The 20,209-nt window shown below is 74.2% G+C and carries 20 protein-coding genes and 2 pseudogenes; 14 read left to right on the top strand and 8 right to left on the bottom strand.

Annotation, left to right across the window (positions count from 1 at the left end):
• Position 1 precedes the first annotated feature (1 nt).
• Entirely contained in the window at positions 2-1,009 is a 1,008-nt protein-coding gene (locus tag IE217_RS07635) for a DUF8017 domain-containing protein (RefSeq protein WP_190176949.1), read from the bottom strand.
• A gap of 166 nt (positions 1,010-1,175) precedes the next feature.
• Here IE217_RS07635 and IE217_RS07630 point away from each other — a divergent pair, with 166 nt between their 5' ends.
• Positions 1,176-1,613, top strand: coding sequence for a DUF4442 domain-containing protein (locus tag IE217_RS07630; RefSeq protein WP_190177033.1), 438 nt, complete (start codon positions 1,176-1,178; stop codon positions 1,611-1,613).
• Between the two features lie 79 nt (positions 1,614-1,692).
• Here the strand turns inward: IE217_RS07630 and IE217_RS07625 are convergent, their stop codons facing one another.
• Complete coding sequence (locus tag IE217_RS07625) at positions 1,693-2,070, bottom strand: glycosyltransferase family protein (protein ID WP_190176948.1); 378 nt, start codon at positions 2,068-2,070, stop codon at positions 1,693-1,695.
• Positions 2,071-2,311: 241 nt separating this feature from the next.
• On the opposite strand from IE217_RS07625, the pseudogene IE217_RS35320 reads away from it, so the two are divergent.
• Both IE217_RS35320 and IE217_RS07615 read left to right on the top strand, forming a co-directional pair.
• A pseudogene (locus tag IE217_RS35320) lies at positions 2,312-3,253 on the top strand (hypothetical protein); the annotation flags it as partial.
• 488 nt (positions 3,254-3,741) lie between these two features.
• Positions 3,742-4,395: a DedA family protein gene (locus IE217_RS07615; RefSeq protein ID WP_190176947.1), complete on the top strand. Its 654-nt coding sequence runs from the start codon at positions 3,742-3,744 to the stop codon at positions 4,393-4,395.
• A gap of 126 nt (positions 4,396-4,521) precedes the next feature.
• Here IE217_RS07615 and IE217_RS07610 read toward each other — a convergent pair whose 3' ends face one another.
• Complete coding sequence (locus tag IE217_RS07610) at positions 4,522-5,049, bottom strand: gamma carbonic anhydrase family protein (protein ID WP_190176946.1); 528 nt, start codon at positions 5,047-5,049, stop codon at positions 4,522-4,524.
• A gap of 124 nt (positions 5,050-5,173) precedes the next feature.
• On the opposite strand from IE217_RS07610, the gene IE217_RS07605 reads away from it, so the two are divergent.
• Positions 5,174-6,034, top strand: coding sequence for an acyltransferase (locus IE217_RS07605; protein ID WP_190176945.1), 861 nt, complete (start codon positions 5,174-5,176; stop codon positions 6,032-6,034).
• A 75-nt stretch (positions 6,035-6,109) separates the two neighbouring features.
• Here IE217_RS07605 and IE217_RS07600 read toward each other — a convergent pair whose 3' ends face one another.
• Positions 6,110-6,967 carry a DMT family transporter gene (locus IE217_RS07600; protein WP_190176944.1) on the bottom strand — a complete coding sequence of 286 codons (858 nt, stop codon included), beginning with the start codon at positions 6,965-6,967 and terminating at the stop codon, positions 6,110-6,112.
• Between the two features lie 93 nt (positions 6,968-7,060).
• On the opposite strand from IE217_RS07600, the gene IE217_RS07595 reads away from it, so the two are divergent.
• Positions 7,061-7,633, top strand: coding sequence for a helix-turn-helix domain-containing protein (locus IE217_RS07595; protein ID WP_190177032.1), 573 nt, complete (start codon positions 7,061-7,063; stop codon positions 7,631-7,633).
• Between the two features lie 75 nt (positions 7,634-7,708).
• Positions 7,709-8,263, top strand: coding sequence for a YbaK/EbsC family protein (locus tag IE217_RS07590; RefSeq protein ID WP_190176943.1), 555 nt, complete (start codon positions 7,709-7,711; stop codon positions 8,261-8,263).
• Positions 8,264-8,316: 53 nt separating this feature from the next.
• Here the strand turns inward: IE217_RS07590 and IE217_RS07585 are convergent, their stop codons facing one another.
• Positions 8,317-9,441: a cation diffusion facilitator family transporter gene (locus tag IE217_RS07585; protein ID WP_190176942.1), complete on the bottom strand. Its 1,125-nt coding sequence runs from the start codon at positions 9,439-9,441 to the stop codon at positions 8,317-8,319.
• A gap of 59 nt (positions 9,442-9,500) precedes the next feature.
• Here IE217_RS07585 and IE217_RS07580 point away from each other — a divergent pair, with 59 nt between their 5' ends.
• Positions 9,501-9,860: an ArsR/SmtB family transcription factor gene (locus IE217_RS07580; RefSeq protein WP_190176941.1), complete on the top strand. Its 360-nt coding sequence runs from the start codon at positions 9,501-9,503 to the stop codon at positions 9,858-9,860.
• Between the two features lie 100 nt (positions 9,861-9,960).
• Here IE217_RS07580 and IE217_RS07575 read toward each other — a convergent pair whose 3' ends face one another.
• Together IE217_RS07575 and IE217_RS07570 are read right to left on the bottom strand one after the other, a co-directional pair.
• Positions 9,961-11,598, bottom strand: coding sequence for an APC family permease (locus IE217_RS07575; RefSeq protein WP_190176940.1), 1,638 nt, complete (start codon positions 11,596-11,598; stop codon positions 9,961-9,963).
• Positions 11,599-11,802: 204 nt separating this feature from the next.
• Positions 11,803-12,210 carry a CoA-binding protein gene (locus IE217_RS07570; RefSeq protein WP_190176939.1) on the bottom strand — a complete coding sequence of 136 codons (408 nt, stop codon included), beginning with the start codon at positions 12,208-12,210 and terminating at the stop codon, positions 11,803-11,805.
• 209 nt (positions 12,211-12,419) lie between these two features.
• On the opposite strand from IE217_RS07570, the pseudogene IE217_RS07565 reads away from it, so the two are divergent.
• From IE217_RS07565 to IE217_RS07540, 6 genes and pseudogenes are all read left to right on the top strand, one after another.
• A pseudogene (locus IE217_RS07565) lies at positions 12,420-12,740 on the top strand (hypothetical protein); the annotation flags it as partial.
• Complete coding sequence (locus IE217_RS35315) at positions 12,726-13,487, top strand: hypothetical protein (RefSeq protein WP_373297968.1); 762 nt, start codon at positions 12,726-12,728, stop codon at positions 13,485-13,487. The pseudogene IE217_RS07565 and the gene IE217_RS35315, both read left to right, overlap by 15 nt.
• A gap of 61 nt (positions 13,488-13,548) precedes the next feature.
• Positions 13,549-14,094 carry a SixA phosphatase family protein gene (locus IE217_RS07555; RefSeq protein ID WP_190176938.1) on the top strand — a complete coding sequence of 182 codons (546 nt, stop codon included), beginning with the start codon at positions 13,549-13,551 and terminating at the stop codon, positions 14,092-14,094.
• Between the two features lie 57 nt (positions 14,095-14,151).
• Positions 14,152-14,778 carry a YigZ family protein gene (locus tag IE217_RS07550; RefSeq protein WP_190176937.1) on the top strand — a complete coding sequence of 209 codons (627 nt, stop codon included), beginning with the start codon at positions 14,152-14,154 and terminating at the stop codon, positions 14,776-14,778.
• 117 nt (positions 14,779-14,895) lie between these two features.
• Positions 14,896-16,059, top strand: coding sequence for an exonuclease SbcCD subunit D (locus tag IE217_RS07545; protein WP_190176936.1), 1,164 nt, complete (start codon positions 14,896-14,898; stop codon positions 16,057-16,059).
• Between the two features lie 76 nt (positions 16,060-16,135).
• Positions 16,136-19,126, top strand: a complete 2,991-nt coding sequence (locus tag IE217_RS07540; protein ID WP_190176935.1) for an AAA family ATPase — start codon at positions 16,136-16,138, stop codon at positions 19,124-19,126.
• A gap of 25 nt (positions 19,127-19,151) precedes the next feature.
• Here the strand turns inward: IE217_RS07540 and IE217_RS07535 are convergent, their stop codons facing one another.
• A complete protein-coding gene (locus IE217_RS07535) occupies positions 19,152-19,598 on the bottom strand; it encodes an Lrp/AsnC family transcriptional regulator (RefSeq protein WP_190176934.1) in 447 nt (148 codons plus the stop codon).
• Positions 19,599-19,692: 94 nt separating this feature from the next.
• Between IE217_RS07535 and IE217_RS07530 the strand changes: the two genes are divergently transcribed.
• Positions 19,693-20,163 (top strand): rhodanese-like domain-containing protein, encoded by a 471-nt coding sequence (locus IE217_RS07530; protein ID WP_190176933.1) that lies wholly within the window; start codon positions 19,693-19,695, stop codon positions 20,161-20,163.
• Positions 20,164-20,209: the final 46 nt, after the last annotated feature.

Genomic DNA, 20,209 nt, shown 5'->3' with positions numbered 1-20,209 from the left:
CTCAGTCGGCCGTGGGGGTGCCGTGCAGGCGGACGGTGCTGAGGATCTTCATGACAGTCGCCTCGGGGACCTCGCCCTTCACGCCCTTCGCGCCGAAGAAATTCCAGGAGACGAAGTCGCCGGCGGAGTTCTTGAAGCCGAAGCTGAGCGCCTTGCCGTCGCTCGCGCACTTGCCCTTCTGCGGCGTGTTCGTGGACCTGGCCCAGGCGATGCTGCCCTCGATGCCGGAGGCGGTCTTGTATGGCTTGGCCTTGTGGTCGTAACTCAGGCTCTTCTTGTCGGGCTGTGTGTACCCGCCGTAGATCCACCAGCCCACGGTGTTGACGGCCACCTCGTCGGTGTTCTTCGCCCCGTCGGCGCCCTTCGTGCCCACCTGGGCCAGGGACGTGTCCTCCGTCCGCCCGTCCTTGTCGTCGTCGGACGTGCACCACTTGGACTTGTACTCGGCGACTCCCGACATGATGGCCACGGGCTTGCCCGTCTTGTCGTCCTCGAAGCCGGTGGACAGTCCCGGCGACTGGACCTCCCAGTCCGCGGGCACGTCGAAGGCGACGCCGCGCTTCGGGTTCACCACGACCTTCCAGCCTGCGATGGTCGGCTTCTCCGTCTGCGTCCCGCGCGGGTCCTCGTCCGTCGCGGACGCGGAGTCGGACGGTTTCGCCGACGCGGACACGGCCGGGCTCGGCTTGCCGTCCTCGCCCGCCTTGTCGTCCTTCTTCCCCCCGAGGACCAGGAAACCGGTCACGCCGGCGGCGACCACGACCGCAGTGGCCGCGATGACCGCGATGAGCTTGGTCCGGTTGCCGCCACCGCCGCCCGGGCCCTGGGGCGCCTGCGGTGTGCCCACGGGGGGCGTGGGGGCGCCCCACTGCGGCTGCTGCTGCGCGTAGGGGCCGGGCTGCTGGTAGCCGGGCTGCTGGTACGGATTCGGCTGCTGGTACCCCGGCTGCTGGTAGGGGTTGTTCTGCGGGTTCTGCTCGCCCCCGGGCGGCTGCTGTCCTGGCCACATGGGCAGTAACCCTAGTGGCGCCGGGGACACGATTCGGTCACCGGGCCTTGTCAGGGACGTACCAGAAACGCGGGGCCGCGCCGGGGCGGTGCCGTCACATCTGGTCCGCCGCGTCTGTTCAGTATCGGCTACCCGTGAGTAACATGCCGCCATGAGCGCAGACCAGATGTCCGTCGGCGAGATGCTCGCCGCCACCGTGCCGATGGCCCGGACCCTGAACCTCGAGTTCCTCGAGACCGCCCGGGACAAGGCCGTGGTCGCCCTGCCCGACCAGGGCGAGTACCACAACCACGTGGGCGGCCCGCACGCCGGCGCGATGTTCACGCTGGGGGAGTCCGCCAGCGGCGCCATCGTGCTGGCCGCGTTCGGGGACCAGCTCTCCCGCGCCGTGCCGCTGGCCGTGCGCGCCGAGATCGCCTACCGGAAGCTCGCGATGGGCCGCGTGACCGCCACCGCCACCCTGGGCCGCCCGGCCGCGGAGGTCGTGGCCGAACTGGACGCGGGGCAGCGGCCCGAGTTCCCGGTGTCGGTCGAGATCCGCCGCGAGGACGGGGCCGTGACCGGCGAGATGACGGTCCTGTGGACCCTGCGTCCCAACGGCTGAGCGGAACCGGACCCCGGCGCGCGCGGCCCACGGCGGCCCGCGCCGGCGGTTCGGATCCGGCTCGCTCTCTTGGCGCTCGTCACGAACTCCCGTGGCCAGGACAGGAACTGCGGTCCCGGATCGGGGGACCGGGGCGGTCGCAGGCCGGCCGGACGACCGTGCGCAAGTGGTGCGCCTTGTCGCCGGTGTCGTGGCGAGGGCCGTCGAAGGCGGCCCCGTGGACCGTGCCGTCCGACGCCGGCCCGCGGGGGGCGTCGGTGAGCCGGACCTCGCCGCCGCGCCCGGGTGGGATGCGCTCCGGCACGCCGGACACCGCCGGGCCGAGGGCGTAGCACAGCACGGCATTGCAGGAGCGGGCCGGATCGCGGGTCGCGTCGAGCCGCACGGTGTCGTCCGGTGAACCCGGAGCGGCACAGGAGCGCGCTGTGGGAACGCGGTTGGAGATTGCGTGTGCCATCCGGGCGTTTTCGCACACAAGTTGACCACCCTGCGACGCGTTCTTCGCACACCGAGACCGATACCAGCGGTAACCCCCTGGGAATTCCCGGTAGTTGAAACATCGTCTATTCGAACTGCTTGTTTCCTGTCAGTCGCGTGTGCGAAAGTGAGCCTCCCTGTGGGAAAGGCGGAACCGGTCACGCTTTTCCGGCCGGCGCACGCACCCACCAGGCACGCGTTCCCGTGGACGTGCGTTCCGTATGCCGTCCTGCGGCTCGGAAGGAAATGATTCCGTGCAATCCCCCCACCCCCCGCATCCCCCGCATCCCCCACACCCCCCTCGTCCTCCCTACCCGCCCCACCCCGGACCGCCCCCGGGGGAGTCCGACCGCAGCCTCGTCGCCCGGCTGCGCGACCCCGACGGCGGCCACCACGCCGTCGCGCTGCTGCTCGCCCGGCACTGGCGGGCGACGTACGACTACGCCGTCATCTGCCTTGCCGGGCCCGGGAGTTCGGCGGCCATGGTGGCCACCGCCGCGTTCCGCCAGGTGCTGCGGCGGCTTACCGGGGGAGCGGTCGGCGGCGCCCTGCGCCCCCAACTGCTCGCCGCCGCCCGCGAAACCGTACGGCAGTGGGCCGCCGACGAGGCGGCCTGCGTGGTGCTGCCGGAACTGCGCAGGCCCGGCGGCGGCCGCGCGCTGCGCGCGGTCAGGTCCATCACCCCCGAAAAGCGGCAACTCGCCGAGCGGGCTTTCCAGGCACTTCCCGCGGCCTTCCAATGCCTGTTGTGGCACACGGAGGTGGAGGCCGAACCCATAACCATACCGGCCGGTCTGCTGGCCCTCGGCACCGAGACCGCGGAGGGCGCGCTGCGGCAGGCGCGCGAGCAATTCCGGGCGGGCTGCGTACGCGCCCACCGGGAACTCGCGCCGACCAGTGAATGCCGCTTCCACAACCGCCTGCTCGACGTTCCCATGCGGCGCGGCGGGGCACTCCTGCCGGATGTCCGACGTCATCTGCGTGAGTGCGGACACTGCCGCTCCGCGGCCGAACAGCTCGCGCATTTCGACGACGCGCTGGACGTGCTCCTCGCGGAGAGCGTGCTGGGATGGGGAGCCCGCCGCTATCTCGACTCCCGCCCGATGCGCGGCGGCACGGTGACGGCGTCCGCGCCCGGCGGCCGGCCCGGGCCGCTCGGGCGGCCGGGATCACCCGGGCTGCCCGGACCGTCCGGGGCGTCCGGACCAACCGGGCCCTCCGGGGTTTCCGGACCGTCCCGGGTGCCCGGACCGTCCCGGGCGTCCGGGGTCATCGGCTCCGTGGGTGCCGGACGTCATCGTGGCGGCTCCGCCGGCCGGGAGCCGCTCTCGCGCCGGCACCGCAAGGCCGTGGCCCTGGGCATCGGACTCACCTCGCTGGTGCTGCTCGCCACCGTGCTGGTGGCCAAGGGCTGGACGGACGACGGCGCCGTCCGCGGCCCGCGCGTCCCCTGGGGAGCGCCCACCACCGGCGCCGCGCACCCGAGCAGGGCCGGCGCGCCCGCGGGGGCCGTGCTCGGGTTGCCCTGAGAGGCCGGGACGCCGTCCGGATTGTGCCGGGGCGTCCCGTGCGGGTACCGGTAGGCTTTCACGGGGCGCCTTTCGCGGGCGCCCCGTGGAACATCAGGACGCGAAACGGGGAGGAACCGTCGGTGCACGTCCAGGAGTGGCTCGACACGGTACCCGCGGCCGCCGTCTACGCCGCGGTGGCGCTGGTCATCGGTCTGGAGAGCCTGGGCATCCCCCTGCCCGGCGAGATCGTCCTCGTCTCCGCGGCCCTGCTGTCCTCCCAGCACTCCGGAATCAACCCGGTGGTGCTCGGCGCGTGCGCCACGGTGGGCGCGGTCGTCGGCGACTCCATCGGCTACGCCATCGGCCGCAAGGGCGGACGGCCGCTGCTGGCCTGGCTCGGGAAGAAGTTCCCCAAGCACTTCGGCGAAGGGCACATCGCCACCGCCGAGCGCTCCTTCCAGAAGTGGGGCATGTGGGCCGTGTTCTTCGGCCGCTTCGTCGCCCTGCTGCGCATCTTCGCCGGCCCGCTCGCGGGCGTACTGCGGATGCCGTACTGGAAGTTCCTGATCGCCAACGTCCTCGGCGGCATCTGCTGGGCCGGCGGCACCACCGCGGTCATCTACTACGTCGGTGTCGTCGCCGAGTCCTGGCTGAAGAAGTTCTCCTGGCTGGGCCTGGTGGTGGCCGTGCTGATCGGCCTCGGCTCCATGCTGGTGCTCAAGCGCAAGGCCAAGAAGGCGAACGCCGCCCCCGAACAGGCCGAGGAGCCGGAGCCGGTGCCGGCCGGGGAGTGAGGCCGGGGAACGCCCAGGCACCGGCCGGTCCGAGGCTCACCCCGCCGACCGGCCCGAGGCACACCCGGCGCGGGCCGGCCCTGAGGCTCACCCGCCGGCCGGCCCGGGGAACGCCCCGCCGGAGTCTCAGGAGTGCGCCTCGCGGTGCGCCCCGGCCAGCGAGGCGTACATCGTCCCGTTGAGGCTGATGCCCTGCCGCTCCTCCTCCGTCAGCTCGCGCCGCACCTTGGCCGGCACGCCCGCGACCAGCGACCCCGGCGGCACCCGCATCCCCTGCGGCACCAGCGCCTGCGCGGCCACCAGCGACCCGGCGCCGATCACCGCGCCGTTCAGCACGGTCGCGCCCATGCCGATCAGGCAGTCGTCCTCGACCGTGGAGCCGTGCACCACCGCGTTGTGCCCGATCGAGACCCGCTCGCCCACACTCACCGGGAAACCCGGGTCGGCGTGCAGCGTGCAGTTGTCCTGAACGTTGCTGTCCGCGCCCACCGCGATCGACTCGACGTCGCCGCGCAGCACCGCGCCGTACCAGACGCTCGCGCCCGCGCTCAGCGCGACGTCGCCGACCACCGTGGCCGTGGGCGCCACGAACGCCCGCTCGTCCACCCGCGGCTCCCGGCCGCCGATGCCCGTGATCAGCGCCTTGCGCGTCATCCTCGTCCTGCCTTTCACTGCCCTCGACGGCGTGGGTGCTCACGGCACCGTACGTCATCCGGTGGGGCGAAGATCACAGGCGTCCCGCACCGTGGGCGCGGGCGCGGCTGAGTACCGTGAGCGGGTGCCCAAGCGCAAGAACACGTTCTCATCATGGCGGCGCCGCCTCGCCCAGCGCGCCGTCCACGCGGGCTGGGCCTGGGTGCAGCGCACTGGCTCCGTCACGGCCGAGCACCCCGGACGGCTGCGCTTCGGCGCGATGGGAACAGGTACCAGACTCGCCTTCCCGCTGGGCACGGTCTTCGGCGAGCCGTGGATCCACCTGGGCTCCCACTGCATCGTCGGCGAGCAGGTCACGCTGACCGCCGGCCTGATGCCCGACCTCGACCTCGGCCCCGAGCCGATCCTGCGCATCGGTGACGGAGTCGTCCTCGGGCGGGGCAGCCACGTGATCGCGGACACCACGGTCACCATCGGCAGCGACTGCTACTTCGGGCCGTACGTCTACGTCACCTCCACCAACCACTCCTACGACGACCCCAACGAGCCCATCGGCAGGCAGTGGCCCCGGATGGAGCCGGTGGAGATCGGCCCCGGCTGCTGGATCGGCACCGGCGCGGTGATCCTGCCGGGCGCCCGGATCGGGCGGAACGTCGTGGTCGCGGCCGGTGCGGTGGTCCGGGGCGAGGTGCCCGACCACTCGGTGGTCGCCGGCGCGCCCGCCCGCGTGGTGCGCCGCTGGACGCCGGCGGAGGGCTGGCAGCCGCCGCTGCGGACGCCGGCCCCGGTGCCGATACCGGACGGTGTCACACCGGATCAGCTGCTCGCGCTGGCGGGCCTGGACGAGGAAGCCGTGGCCCGCCTCGCCGAACTGGACGCGGCGGGCGACCCCGCCGGGCCGGGGTGCGGGGCGGAGACGGCCGGGACCCCCGCGGCCTCCGGGAAGACCGGTCAGCGGCTCGCGGAGCTTGAGCCGGGGAGCTGAGCCGGCGCGGGCGGCTCAGCGGGCCGGTACGTCGGCCGGCGCCAGGAGCGGTCCGGCCACCGGCCACCGCCCCCGTCACCCCGTGGCGAGCAGCAAGGTGCCCACCAGTGCCAGGCCGGCGCCGGCCGCCTGGATGATGCGCAGCCGTTCGCTGAGAAAGCCGCGGGCGGCCAGCGCGGTCACCACCGGGTAGAGCGATGCGAGCACCGCGGCCACCGTGACCGGACCGTGCTGGGCGGCGATGGCGTAGGTGCCGTTGGCGGCGACGTCCGCGAGGCCGACGAAGCCGAGGGCGGGCAGCGCGCCCCAGGGGAAGCCGCCCTCGGGCAGCACGGCGCCGCCCCGCCGCGCCGAGGCGTACAGGGCCGCGCCACCAGCGGCCACGTTGGTCACCCGCTGCACGAAGAGGGCGAGGAAGAGTCCCTTCACGCCGGTGGACGCCTCGGCGATCAGCACGAACACCGTGCCGAAGCCCGCCGCGGCGACCAGGGTCAGCCAGATCGTCCGCCGCTGCACCGGGGCGCCCTTCAACTGCGGTCCGCCCGCGAGCACCACCCCGCCCACGGCGACCGCGATCCCCGCCACCTGTGTCAGTCCCGGCCGCTCCCCGAGGAAGAGCCCCACGGTGACCGGGACGGCCACGCTGAGGGTGGCCAGCGGCGAGACCACGCCCATCGGGCCCATCGCCAGCGCCTTGTAGAAGGACAGCATGGCCACCGGACCGACCAGCCCCGCGGCGAACGCGAACCACAGCCGGGGCCCCGCCTCGCTCCAGCCGCCGGTGGCGACCACGATCGCGCCGAGCACCGCCGCCGCGATGGTCTGCGAGACCACGACCACGGTCAGCGCCGGATTGCGCCGTGTGAGCAGCCCGCCGCCGAAGTCGGCCAGGCCCCACAGGAGGCTGGTGGCCAGGGCGAAGAATGCTGTCACGGCGCGCCTCGCAGTACAGTTCGGTGAACGATCAGGTGCAACCCACCGTAGTTCAAGCAAATGAACGCTGTCATCCAGAATATTGGACGGAATGTGTCGGACCTCGACCTCCTGACCCAGTCACTGGCGCGCAACGTCAAGCGCTGGCGCACCGAGCGCGGCTTCACCCTCGACACGCTCGCCGGCCGTGCCGGGGTCAGTCGCGGCATGCTCATCCAGATCGAGCAGGCCCGCACGAACCCCAGTCTGGGCACCGTCGTCAAGATCGGTGACGCGCTCGGCGTCAGCATCACGACGCTGCTCGACTACGAGCAGGGACCGAAGGTCCGCATCGTGCCGGCCGAGCAGGCCGTACGGCTCTGGCACACCGACGCCGGCAGCTACAACCGGCTGCTCGCGGGCACCGAGGCGCCCGGCCCGCTGGAGATGTGGGAGTGGCGCCTGATGCCGGATGAGGGCAGCCCGTCCGACCCGCACCCGACGGGCACGGTGGAACTGGTCCACGTCACGGCGGGGGAGCTCTCGCTGACCGTCGACGGCGTCGAGTACCGCGTGCCCGAGGGCGCGAGCGCCTCCTTCGAGGCCAACACACCGCACACGTACGCCAATCACGGCGCCGTCCCGATGGAGATGGTCATGGCGGTCTCGGTGCCGCCGGTGCGCTGAGGGGCCCGTGCGCGGGGGCGACCGCCTCCTGAGACGCCCGGCCGGTGGGCGCGGTACGGCTGTTAGCGTGCGGGAATGCGCGCACCCATCGGAAACTTCGATCAGGCCACTCCCGCACCCGACTGCCTGGACGAGCTGACCGGCCCGGTCGCCGACGCCCTGCGCGACTGGCGCGGCGACGTCCCGGCCGACCAGATCGTCTACGTCGAGACCGATCCGCAGTGGGCCGACACGGCGGTCTTCGTCGAGCGCTATGGGCGCGAACTGCTCGAGCAGTCCGCGAACTGCGTGGTGGTGGCGGGCAGGCGCGGCGGCGAGACCCGCCTGGCCGCGTGTGTAGTGCTGTCCACCACCCGCGTCGACGTCAACGGTGTGGTGCGCCGCCGACTCGACGCCCGCAAGGCCTCGTTCGCGCCGATGGACGTGGCCACGGGGGAGACCGGCATGGAGTACGGCGGCATCACGCCGATCGGCCTCCCGGAGAGCTGGCCGATCCTCGTCGACCGGGCCGTCGTCGACCTGCCCTACGTCCTGGTCGGCAGTGGCCGGCGGCGCGGCAAGCTGCTCGTCCCCGGCAAGGCCTTCGCGGGGCTGCCGGGAGCCGTGGTCCTGGACGGCCTGGGGGTCTGACGGTCCGGGAGTCCGGCGGTCCGGGAGTCCGGCGGCGGCGGGAAGGGCCCGGTTCAGGCGCGGGTGTGGTGGGCCAGGGCCAGGTGCGGATCGGTCTCGCCGGGCGCGGGGGCCGGGTCGGCGTGGACCAGGGCCGCGGTGAGGCGGGGCACGGCGTGCAGGAGGGCGTGCTCGGCGTCCACGGCCACGGCGTGCGCCTGGCGTACCGTCGCCTCGCCGTCGACCACCACCGCCACCTCGGCGCGCAGCCGGTGCCCGATCCAGCGCAGCCGCAGCTCGCCCACCGCCCGCACCCCGGCCACCTCGCGCAGCGCCCGCTCGGCCCGGTCCACCAGGGCGGGGTCGACCGCGTCCATGATCCGCCGGAACACCTCGCGCGCGGCGTCGCGCAGCACCAGCACGACGGCCGCCGTGATCGCCAGCCCGACGACCGGGTCGGCCGCCTGCCAGCCGAGCGCCGACCCGGCGGCCCCCAGGAGTACGGCGAGCGAGGCGTACGCGTCCGTACGGGCGTGCAGTCCGTCGGCGACCAGGGCCGCCGAGCCGATCGCGCGGCCCACGCGGATCCGGTACCGCGCCACCCACTCGTTGCCCGCGAACCCGGCGAGCGCCGCCACCGCCACCGCGGGCAGGTGCTGCACGGGCCGCGGTTCGAGCAGCCGCTCCACGGCCGCCCACGCGGTGAACACCGCCGACGCGGCGATCGTCAGCACGATCGCCAGACCCGCGAGATCCTCGGCGCGGCCGTAGCCGTAGGTGAAGCGGCGGTTCGCGGCGCGGCGGCCCAGGACGAAGGCGATGCCGAGCGGTACGGCGGTCAGCGCGTCCGCCGCGTTGTGGACCGTGTCGCCGAGCAGCGCGACCGAGCCGGAGACCAGCACCACCAGCGCCTGGAGCAGCGCGGTCGCCCCCAGCGCGGCGAGCGACACCCACAGGGCCCGCGTTCCGCGCGCGGAGGACTCCAGCGCGGGGTCGGTCCTGTCGGCGCTGTCGTGGGAGTGCGGGGTGAGCAGGTGCGCGAGCCGGTGACGTGGGGAGGCCGGGACGTGGTCCCGCGCGGGGCCGTGGTCGTGGTGGTGGTGCGGGGCGTGGTCCCGCGCGGGGTCGTGGTGGTGGTGCGGGGTATGGTCCCGCGCGGGGTCGTGGCCGTGGTCGTGGTGCGGGTGCCGGTCGCTCACGTGGTTCCCCTTCCGCCGCCGGAGTGGACGCTCGGCATCCACGTCGCCATTATGTGCGTATGAGCGCACGCATGCACCTGTCATCTGCGCACGATGCGCACCCGCGTGATGCGGGCGAGGAGCAACTGGCGCTCGCCGCCGAACTCCTCGCCCTGCTCGGCGACCGCACCCGGCTCGCCCTGCTGCACGCGCTGACGCGGGGCGAGGCGGACGTCGGCACGCTCACCGAGACCTGTGGCGCGGCCCGTCCCGCCGTGAGCCAGCACCTGGCGCGGCTGCGGCTGGCCGGCCTGGTCGGCACCCGCAAGGAGGGCCGCCGGGTGATCTACTCCCTGCGCGACGGCCATCTGCGCCGCCTCGTCGACGAGGCGCTGAACGTGGCGGACCACCGGCTTGCCGACCGGCCGACGCACGACTGAGCACCGGCCGCCGTCCGGCGGCGGCCGGTGCCGGAAACGACGGTGTCCCGCCGGCCGCCACGGGGGTGGCGGCCGGCGGGACACCGTACGGGAAGCCGGGTCAGTGCGCGGGGGCGTCGGTGACCACGACCTCCTCGATGCTCCGCTCGATCTCCTCGGGCGCCGACGCGGTGGCCTTCGCCCAGTAGTAGATGACCACCGAGAAGGCGGCGACGACCAGCATGTCCCACCACAGTGCGATGTGGCCCTGGCCGCCGAAGCCGCCCTGCCAGGAGATCAGGCCCATGCCCAGCAGGTAGCCGGGCAGCCACTGCGCGGCCTTCCAGTCCAGCCGGGGCGCGTCCGGCAGTCCCTTGCTCTTGGCGTACAGGGCGTAGCCGCCGAGCAGCACGTAGCCGAGGACGATGGCGATGCCGAGGCGCCACAGGGTGTCCCAGCCGGCCCAGTAGATGATCAGGTTGGCGACCACGAAGGACAGCGGCGCGATCACCTTGCCGGCGGGCAGGCGGTACGGACGCTCGTGGTGCGGCAGCCGGTCGGAGAAGACGCCGTAGGCCAGCGGGGCGCCGGCGTACATCAGGACGCTCGCCGAGGTGATGAAGCCGACCAGTTCCTGCCAGCTCGGGAACGGCAGGAAGCAGACGATGCCGGTCACGAAGGAGAGGATCAGACCGAACCACGGCACGCCACGGGAGTCGATCTTCTCGAAGATCTTGGGCGCGTAGCCGTTCTTGGCCAGGCCGTAGGAGACGCGGGAGGTGGCCGTGGTGTAGATCAGGCCGGTGCCGCCGGGGGAGATGACGGCGTCGACGTAGAGCACCACGCCCAGCCAGCCGAGGCCGACCAGCGTCGCCACGCCCGCCCACGGGCCGCTGATGCCGGGGAAGTCGAGCTTGGCCCAGCCGTGCGCGAAGGAGCTCACCGGCAGGGCGCCGATGAACACCACCTGGAGCAGGACGTAGATGGTCGCGCCGATGGCGACCGAGCCCAGCGTGGCGCGCGGCAGGTCGCGCTTGGGGTCGCGGCTCTCGCCCGCCAGCTGGATCGCCTGCTCGAAGCCCAGCAGGGCGAAGATGATGCCGCTGGAGCTGATCGCGCCGAGCACGCCCTTCGCGCCGAACGGGGCGAAACCGTGCACGGTGAAGTTGTGCGGGTGGAAGTTGCCGATGGCGATGATGAAGATCGTGGCCAGCGGCACGGCGATCTTCCACCAGGTGGCCGCGCTGTTGGTGTGGGCCAGTACGCGCACACCGAGGAAGTTGACGGCCACGAATACGGCCATCAGGACCACGGCGACGACGAAACCGCTGGTCGTCAGGGTGCCGTCGGTGTGCTGGAAGCCCTTGGCGAAGTTCCAGTGCGCGGCGTAGCCGATCATGGCCTCGACCTCGATCGGGGCCACGGTCGCCGCCTGGAGCCAGGAGAACCAGCCGAACGACATGCCCGCCAGTCCGCCGAAGGCGTAGTGCGGGTACCGGGCCGTACCGCCGGCCACCGGGAACATGCCGCCGAGTTCGGCGTGCACGAGGGCCAGCAGGACGATGGCCACCGTGCCGATCAGCCACGAGATGATCGCCGCGGGGCCTGCCATCACGACGGCCTTCTCGGCGCCGTAGAGCCAGCCGGAGCCGATGATGGAACCCACCGAGGCCCACATCAGTCCGATCAGACCGACGTCGCGCCGCAGACCGGTCCGGTCCCGTGTGACGTCGGGGGCTGCATGGTCGACTTTCACCATGTCAAGGGGCCTCTCAGTTTCTGAACAAGGGGATTAACGCCCAATGGCGGCTCAGAGTAGGAATGGAGGCCCCTTGAACAGAAGCCCGATCCCGGAAATTTGACTCTTCCAGGGGGGCTACCTTTGCGTGGACTTTGCACAGGTCAAGGCGGGTCGCGGAATGTCTCTATTCAGTTGCGAAATGTTAGAAGAGCGTGACACAGGTTACACAAGCCGGGGGATTTCGATGGCGGGGCAGCGGTCCATGACCATCTCCAGGCCCGCGGCGCGGGTCCGGGCGTAGGCCGACTCGTCGACGACGCCGAGCTGGAACCAGACGCCCTTCGCGCCCTTGGCCACCGCCTCGTCGGCCACGGCGCCGGCCAGGTCGCTGTTGACGAAGACGTCCACCACGTCCACGTCGAAGGGGATGTCCGCGAGGGAGGCGTAGCCCCGCTCGCCGTGCACCGTCTCCGCCTTCGGGTGCACGGGGACGACGCGCTTGCCGAAGCGCTGGAGCACCTGCGCCACGCCGTACGCGGCGCGGCCGCGGTTGGAGGACAGCCCCACCACTGCCCAGGTGTCACCGAGCTCGGTCAGGATCTTCCGGATCGTCGCCGCGTCGCCGTACACCACTGATCTCCTCGAGTCCGGGGAACTGACGGAAGGACCCGGCCAGGGGTCCCGCACAGCGCAACAGCGGCCGGGGCACGCCGATTCCCCGCCGGGGTGCGGAGATCCCCGCGGTGAGGTGGGCCGATCCCGCCGGTGGCGTGCGCCATCCTGTCCGGAATGTGTGCGACCTACCTGCGCGCGGCTCTCCGGCCGCCTACGCTCGGGCCGTGCTGCGCATCATCGACGCCCGAACCGGCGAGACCGCCGACGCCGCCCCCGCCCGCCGCGGGCTGACCCGCGTCGAGGCGCGCGCGTCCGGTTACGACGCATCGGGCCTGCGGGTGCTCCTCGTCGCCGACCTGCTGGTACGCGCCCTGGAACTGGGCGGCACCCCCGTGTGGTCCCTGCTGACCGGCGACCGCGAACAGGCCGAACTGCGGGCGGGCGCCGAGGCCCTCGGCATCCGCCCCTTCGAGGACAGCCGAGACCTCGGCGCGGCCCTGGGTGAGGCGCAGGTCGTCCGAGTGGCGGGCATGGGCGAGGCCGCCCGCCTGGCGGACACGGAGCCGGGCGGTGGCGGTGGCAGCGGTGCCGGTGGCGGGGGAGCGGGCGCCGGTGAGGCGGCCCGGGGCGGCCCGGGCGGTGGTGCCCTGGTCGCCGTGGCCCCCGTGGAAGCGACGGTGACCTTCTCCCCCTCCCCGTCGCCTGCCGACGCGGACGACGGCGGCCCGGAGGCGCGGGCGGATGGCGGTGACGGCCCGGCCGGGCGCGTGGACGCCGGCGGCTGCGCGGCTGCGCGGGCGGATGCCGGTGACGGCCCGGTTGTGTCCGGCGGCCCCGGCCGCGTCCCTGCTGCGTCCGCCGACGCCGCCCACGGCCCGGCCGGGTCCGCCGACGCCGCCCACGCCTCTGTTGCGCCCGGCGGCACCCGCCCCGGCGCGTCCCTCGCCACCGGCGATCCCGCCGTGTGGCGGCTGGCGTTGCTGGGCCGGCGGTACGGGCAGCCTCTGCGGCTGGACGAGCGGGGGCTCGAGGAGGCCCGTCGCACCCTCGTGGGTTGGCGGCGCGCGGTCGCGGGCTGGGCCCGGCAGCCCTCCCGGCCGATCCCCGACGACGTACGCGGCCGGTTGCGCGGGGCCTGGGAGGACGATCTGGACGTCCCGGCGGTGCTCCGGGTGCTGGAGTGGGTCGCCACCCGGCCCGACCTCGCGGACGGTGCCCGCTTCGAGACGTACGCCTACGCCGACCGCCTGCTGGGCCTCGACCTGACCCGCGACATCGGACACGCGCTGTGAGAGCCGCGCGGACCGCCCGAGCGGGCCGGACGGGCCGGACCGGCCGGACGGGAGCCGTGAGGTGACCCGCCGTGCCCGGTCGGGGCCCCTGCGGCGGCTGGTGGTGCTGCGGCACGCCAAGTCCGCCTGGCCCGAGGGGGTCGCCGACCACGAGCGGCCGCTCGCGAACCGGGGACGGCGGGACGCGCCCGCGGCCGGCCGGGCGCTCGCCGAGGCGGACTGCCTGCCCGACCTCGCGCTGTGCTCCACCGCGCGCCGGGCGCGCCAGACCTGGGACCTGGCCTCCGCCCAGTGGGGCACCCCGCCGCCGGTGCGCTACGACCGGCGGCTGTACGCGGCCGACGCCGCCACTTTGCTGACGGTGGTGCGCGAAACACCGCCCGAGGTGGAGACGCTGCTGCTCCTCGGGCACAACCCGGGCCTGGAGGAGCTGGTCCTCGACCTGGCCGGCGACGGCCTGGACGACACCCTGGACCGGCTCCGGACGAAGTTCCCCACCTCCGCGATCGCCGTCCTGGCCTGGTACGGCGCCTCCTGGCGAACCCTCGCCCCCGCCGCCGCCCTCCTCACCGCCCTGACCGTCCCGAGGGGCGCCAAAGCCTCCTGATCCGCCCGCCGCCCGCCTGCGACGAGCCGCTGCGCCCGGTCCGCATAGGCTGGCCGCATGCAGGACGAGTACCGGACAGTGGCCCGCGCGGGAGTGCATGAGACCGAGGTCAACCGGTCGCGGTTCCTGTGTTCCCTCGCGCCGGCGGGCAGCGAGAGGGAGGCGCAGGAGTTCGTCGCCGCCGTGCGCAAGGAGCACGCGGACGCCACCCACAACTGCTGGGCCTATGTGATCGGCGCCGACGCCGGCGTGCAGAAGGCGAGCGACGACGGGGAACCCGGCGGCACCGCGGGCGTCCCCATGCTCCAGATGCTGCTGCGCCGCGACATGCGCTACGTCGTCGCCGTCGTCACCCGCTACTACGGCGGGGTCAAGCTCGGCGCCGGCGGGCTCATCCGCGCCTACGGCGGAGCGGTGGGCGAGGCCCTGGACGCGGTCGGCGCCCGCACGCGCCGGCGTTTCAGGCTCGCCACGGTGACCGTCGACCACCAGCGGGCCGGCAAGCTGCAGAACGACCTCAGGGCGACCGGACGCGACGTCCGGGACGTGCGTTACGCGGACGCGGTGACCCTCGAGGTCGGCCTGCCCGACGCCGACGTGGACGCGTTCCGCGCCTGGCTCGCGGACGCCACCCAGGGCACAGCCGCACTCGAACTGGGCGGCGAGGCGTACGGGGACGCGTGACGGCACCCGGGACGGAACAGGTAAAAGCGGCAAATGCCGCTTCCCGCACCCTTGATCGCGGGTGAAACGGGAGTAACCGGCCGTGATGTCGGACCCGCCCGATAGTCTGCGGGGATCATGAGGCTGCTGCACACTTCCGACTGGCATCTGGGCCGCGCGTTCCACCGCGTGAACATGCTGGACGCCCAGGCCGAGTTCATCGGCCACCTGGTGGCGACCGCGCGCGAGCGCGCCGTCGACGCGGTGGTCGTCTCGGGAGACGTGTACGACCGCGCGGTGCCCCCGCTCGCCGCCGTCGAGCTGTTCGACGACGCCCTGCACCGCCTCGCCGCCCTGGGCGTGCCCACGGTGATGATCTCCGGCAACCACGACTCCGGCCGCCGGCTCGGCGTCGGAGCCGGGCTGATCGACCGCGCGGGCATCCACCTGCGGACCGAACCGTCCGCCTGCGGTACGCCGGTGGTGCTCGCCGACGCCCACGGAGACGTGGCGTTCTACGGCCTGCCGTACCTCGAACCCGCCCTGGTGAGGGATGAGTTCGGCATCGACAAGGCCGCCCACGAGACCGTCCTCGCCGCCGCCATGGACCGCGTCCGCGCCGACCTCGCCACCCGCGCGCGGGGCACCCGCTCCGTCGTCCTCGCGCACGCCTTCGTCACCGGCGGCCAGGCCAGCGACAGCGAACGGGACATCACCGTCGGCGGTGTCGCCGCCGTGCCCGCCTCCGTCTTCGACGGCGTCGACTACGTGGCGCTCGGCCACCTCCACGGCTGCCAGACCATCACCGGGCGCGTCCGCTACTCCGGCTCCCCGCTGCCGTACTCCTTCTCCGAGGCCGAGCACCGCAAGAGCATGTGGCTCGTCGACCTGGACGCCACCGGCGCGGTCACCGCCGAGCGGGTCGACTGCCCCGTCCCGCGCGCGCTGGCCCGGATCCGGGGCACGCTCGAGGGACTGCTCGCCGATCCCGGCCTGGACCGCCACCGGGAGGCCTGGGTGGAGGCCACGCTCACCGACCCCGTCCGCCCCGCCGACCCCATGGCCCGCCTCAGCGAGCGCTTCCCGCACACCCTCAGCCTCGTCTTCGACCCCGACCGCGCCCCCGGCGGCCCGGACGTGTCCTACGCCCGCCGTCTCGCCGGCCGTGACGACCAGCGGATCGCCGAGGACTTCGTGGCGCACGTGCGCGGCGCGGGACCGGACGCGTACGAACAGGCCGTGCTGCGCGAGGCGTTCGACGCGGTCCGGGCGGACGACACGGTCCGGGAGGTGGCCCGGTGACGCGGCACGCGCGCGAGGAGACGGCGCCGCACGGCCCGGCCGCGCACCGGGCACCGTACGACCCCGGGGAGGCGCGGTGAGGCTGCACCGGCTCGACATCACCGCCTTCGGCCCCTTCGGCGGCTCGCAGCGCGTCGACTTCGACGCGCTGTCCGCCGCGGGACTCTTCCTGCTGCACGGCCCGACCGGCGCCGGCAAGACCTCCGTGCTCGACGCCGTGTGCTACGCGCTGTACGGCGCGGTGCCCGGCGCCCGTCAGGGCCAGGGGACCGCCCTGCGCAGCGACCACGCCGCCGCGGGCACCCGCACCGAGGTCACCCTCGACCTCACCGTCGCCGGACGCCGGCTGGAGATCACCCGGCAGCCCCCCTGGGAGCGCCCCAAGCGCCGCGGCACCGGCACCACCGTCGACAAGGCGCAGACCTGGCTGCGCGAGTACGACGCGGCGGCCGGTGCCTGGAAGGACCTCAGCCGCTCCCACCAGGAGGTCGGCGAGGAGATCACCCAACTGCTCGGCATGAGCCGCGAGCAGTTCTGCCAGGTCGTGCTGTTGCCGCAGGGCGACTTCGCCCGCTTCCTGCGCGCCGACGCCGAGGCCCGCGGCAGACTCCTTGGCCGCCTGTTCGACACCCGCCGCTTCGCCGAGGTCGAGAAGCGCCTCGCCGAGCGCCGGCGCACCACCGAGGCGCGGGTGCGCGAGGGCGATGCCGAGCTGCTCGCCGACGCCCACCGTATGCAGCAGGCGGCGGGCGACGCGATGGAACCGCCCGCCCTCGCGCCCGGCGAACCGGGCCTGGCCGAGGCCGTCCTGACCGCCGCCGCGGTGGCCCGCGCGACCGCACGCGAGCAACTGACCGTCGCCCAGTGCCGCCTGAACGCGGCCGAATCCGCCCACACCTCCGCCGAGCGCGCCCTGGACGACACCCGCGAACTGGCCCGGCTGCAAAGCCGGTTCACTCAGGCACGGGAACGTGCCGCCCGCCTCGCGGAGCATGCCGACGAGCACCGCGAGGCCCAGCGGCGGATGGAGCGCGGCCGCAAGGCGGAGTCCGTGGCCCCCGCGCTCGAACTGCGCGAGGCCGCCGACGCAGAGCACGCTCGCGCGGCCGCCGCCGAGGCACGCGCGCGTGCCCTGCTGCCGGACGGCCTCGCCGGTGCCGGCGCCGCCGGCCTCGCCGCGGCCGCCCGCCGGGCCGCCGAGGAGCTCGGCGCCCTGGAGTCGGCCCGCCGCGCGGAGCGCCGCCTGGCCGAACTCGTCGCCGAGCGCGCGGACGTGGACCGCGAGGAGCGCGCCGACACCGAGGCGCTCCAGGAGGCCGAGGACTGGCTCGCCGGGTGGGAGAGCGCCCGCGCGGGACTCCAGGACCGTATCGAGACCGCCCAGGAGACGGCCGGACAGGCGCAACAGCTGGCCGTGCTGCGGGAGAGCGCCGAGGCGCGGCTGACGGCCGCCCGCACCCGCGACCGGCTGGCCGGACAGACCGAGGAGGCCCGGCGCAGGGCCCTCGCCTCCGCCGAACACGCGGTCCGGGCCAAGGGCCACTGGCTCGAGCTGAAGGAACAGCGCCTGAACGGCATCGCGGCGGAACTCGCCGCGCACCTCACCGACGGCGAGCCCTGCGCCGTGTGCGGCGCCACCGAGCACCCCGCGCCCGCCCGCCGGGTCGCGGGCCACGTCGACCGCGACGCGGAGGAGCGTGCCCTGGCCGCCCACCAGGACGCCGAGGAGCGGCGCGCCGAGGACGAGCGCCGCCACGCGGACCTGCGCGCGGCCCTGGCCGCCGCCACCGCCGAGGCCGGGGACGCGCCGGTGGCGCGTCTCGCCGAGGAGGCCGCCGATCTGGAGCGCCGGCTGGCGCGTGCGCACCGGGAGGCCTCGGCGCTGCACGCGGCGCGGGAGGAGCTGCGGGGCGCGGAGGAGGAGTACGAGCGCCGGCTGGCCGACCGCCGCCGGGCTGAGGTGAGGGCCGCGGCACGCCAGACCCGCCGGGAGCACCTGGACCGCGAACAGTCCGGCCTGGAGGCGGAGTTGGCGACAGCGCGGGGCAGCGCCCGTACGGTGGGCGAGCGCGCCGCGGAACTGGAGCGGCGGGCCGCGGTGCTCACCGGCGCCGCCGACGCCGTGCGCGCCGCCGAGGAGAGCGCCGTACGGCTCAAGGACGCCGACGGCCGGCTCGCCGAGGCCGCTTTCCGCGCGGGCTTCGACACCCCGCGGGCCGCGGCCGCCGCGCTGCTCGACGACGCCGCCCACCGCGAGCTGCAACGGCGCCTAGACGCCTGGCAGTCGGAGGAGGCCGCCGTGCGCGCGGTCCTCGCCGAGGCCGGGACCACGGCCGCCGCCGAGCGCCCGGCCGCCGACCTCGCCGCCGCACAGGCCGCGGCGGACGCCGCGGAGCGGCGCCTGCGCGAGGCGGCCTCCGCGCGGGACGCCGCCGCCCGCCGCTGCGCCGAGCTCGACCGGCTCTCCGCCCGCGCGGCCAGAGGCATACGGCAACTGGCGCCCCTGCGCGAGGAGTACGACCGCGTGGCCCGCCTCGCCGCCCTCGCCGCGGGCACCTCCGCGGACAACGAGCGCAAGATGCGCCTGGAGTCCTACGTTCTCGCCGCCCGCCTGGAACAGGTGGCCGCCGCCGCGACCGTACGGCTGCTGCGCATGTCGTCCGGCCGGTACACCCTGGTCCACTCCGACGACCGCAGCGGACGCGGGCGCAGCGGGCTCGGGCTGCACGTCGTCGACGCCTGGACCGGGCGGGAGCGCGACACGGCCACCCTGTCGGGCGGCGAGACGTTCTTCGCCTCGCTCGCCCTCGCCCTCGGGCTCGCCGACGTGGTCACCGACGAGGCGGGCGGGGTGCGCCTGGACACCCTCTTCATCGACGAGGGCTTCGGCAGCCTCGACGACCAGACCCTCGACGAGGTCCTCGACGTCCTCGACTCCCTGCGCGAACGCGACCGGAGCGTAGGCATCGTCAGCCACGTCCCCGACCTGCGCCGCCGCATCCACGCCCAGCTGGAAGTCACCAAGACCAGGACGGGCTCGACGGTACGGCAGCGGGGAGTGCGCTGACCCGGCGGCGCCCTGCCCGCGCGGCTCAGCGGCCCAGGGGGCGGCGGGGCAGGGGCGAGGAGTACACCACGCTCGTCGTCACCGAGCCGAGGGCGCCGATCCGGCCGGAGACCTCCTCCAGGTGACGCATCGAGCGGGCGGCGACCTTGATGACGAAGCAGTCGTCGCCCGTCACATGGTGCGCCTCGAGGATCTCCGGCGTGGCGGCGACCAGGTCGTGGAACGGCTTGTAGTTGCCGTTGGGGTAGCGCAGGCGTACGAACGCCAGGATCGGCAGGCCGATCCGCTGCGGGTCGACCACCGCCGCGTAGCCCTCGATGACGCCCGCCTCCTCCATCCGCCGCACCCGTTCGGTGACCGCGCTCGGGGACATCGAGACGGCGCGCGCCAGCTCGGCGAAGCTGGCCCGCCCCTCGCGCTGGAGGACGTCGAGTATGCGCCAGTCGGTGGCGTCCGGGGAAAACGCGGTCATGGGCGATGAATAGCAGCAGATTCCCCGGCCCATCAAGAGGTGCGCCGTGGATCACCGCTTCAGCGCGGCGCTCCACGACCGTAGGTTCTGGGTCATGGAAAACGACAACCCCGTGCTGCGCGTCGCCCCCGCGCCCCCGGCCGAGGCCGCCGCCCACTTCCGCGCGAGCCTCGCCTTCCACGCGGACGTCTCCGACGTCGCCGCCGCGCTCGGCGCCGGTGGCGACCCCGGATTCGTGCTGCTCGACTCCCGCTCCACCGAGGCGTGGGACCAGGGGCACATCCCGGGCGCGCTCCACCTGCCCACCGCGCTGATCCGCGAGCAGGCCGAGAACCTTGTCGACAAGTCGATCCCGGTCGTCACCTACTGCTGGGGCCCCGGCTGCAACGGCGCCACCCGAGCAGCCCTCGCCCTCGCCGGACTCGGCTACCGGGTCAAGGAGATGCTCGGCGGATTCGAGTACTGGGTGCGCGAGGGCCTAGCCTACGAGACCTGGCAGGGCACCGAGACCCGCCCGGCCGATCCGCTGACGGCGCCGGCGCCCGGCGCCCCCTGCGGCTGCTGAGACGCCCCTTCGGCGGGCGGTCCGGGTGGGCCGCCCGCCCGGGGGT

Source organism: Streptomyces naganishii JCM 4654 (assembly GCF_014650575.1).
In the GTDB taxonomy this organism is placed as follows: domain Bacteria; phylum Actinomycetota; class Actinomycetes; order Streptomycetales; family Streptomycetaceae; genus Streptomyces; species Streptomyces naganishii.
The sequence above is the reverse complement of the archived record's forward strand: the minus strand, read 5'-3'. Positions and strand labels throughout refer to the sequence as shown.

Bases quoted from the DNA above. Each gene is read 5' to 3' on its own strand.
- IE217_RS07635 (WP_190176949.1), bottom strand. From the start codon at position 1,009: ATGTGGCCAGGACAGCAGCCGCCCGGGGGCGAGCAGAACCCGCAGAAC.
- IE217_RS07630 (WP_190177033.1), top strand. From the start codon at position 1,176: ATGTCCGTCGGCGAGATGCTCGCCGCCACCGTGCCGATGGCCCGGACC.
- IE217_RS07625 (WP_190176948.1), bottom strand. From the start codon at position 2,070: ATGGCACACGCAATCTCCAACCGCGTTCCCACAGCGCGCTCCTGTGCC.
- IE217_RS07610 (WP_190176946.1), bottom strand. From the start codon at position 5,049: ATGACGCGCAAGGCGCTGATCACGGGCATCGGCGGCCGGGAGCCGCGG.
- IE217_RS07590 (WP_190176943.1), top strand. From the start codon at position 7,709: ATGCGCGCACCCATCGGAAACTTCGATCAGGCCACTCCCGCACCCGAC.
- IE217_RS07580 (WP_190176941.1), top strand. From the start codon at position 9,501: ATGAGCGCACGCATGCACCTGTCATCTGCGCACGATGCGCACCCGCGT.
- IE217_RS07575 (WP_190176940.1), bottom strand. From the start codon at position 11,598: ATGGTGAAAGTCGACCATGCAGCCCCCGACGTCACACGGGACCGGACC.
- IE217_RS35315 (WP_373297968.1), top strand. From the start codon at position 12,726: ATGGGCGAGGCCGCCCGCCTGGCGGACACGGAGCCGGGCGGTGGCGGT.
- IE217_RS07550 (WP_190176937.1), top strand. From the start codon at position 14,152: ATGCAGGACGAGTACCGGACAGTGGCCCGCGCGGGAGTGCATGAGACC.
- IE217_RS07545 (WP_190176936.1), top strand. From the start codon at position 14,896: ATGAGGCTGCTGCACACTTCCGACTGGCATCTGGGCCGCGCGTTCCAC.
- IE217_RS07535 (WP_190176934.1), bottom strand. From the start codon at position 19,598: ATGACCGCGTTTTCCCCGGACGCCACCGACTGGCGCATACTCGACGTC.
- IE217_RS07530 (WP_190176933.1), top strand. From the start codon at position 19,693: ATGGAAAACGACAACCCCGTGCTGCGCGTCGCCCCCGCGCCCCCGGCC.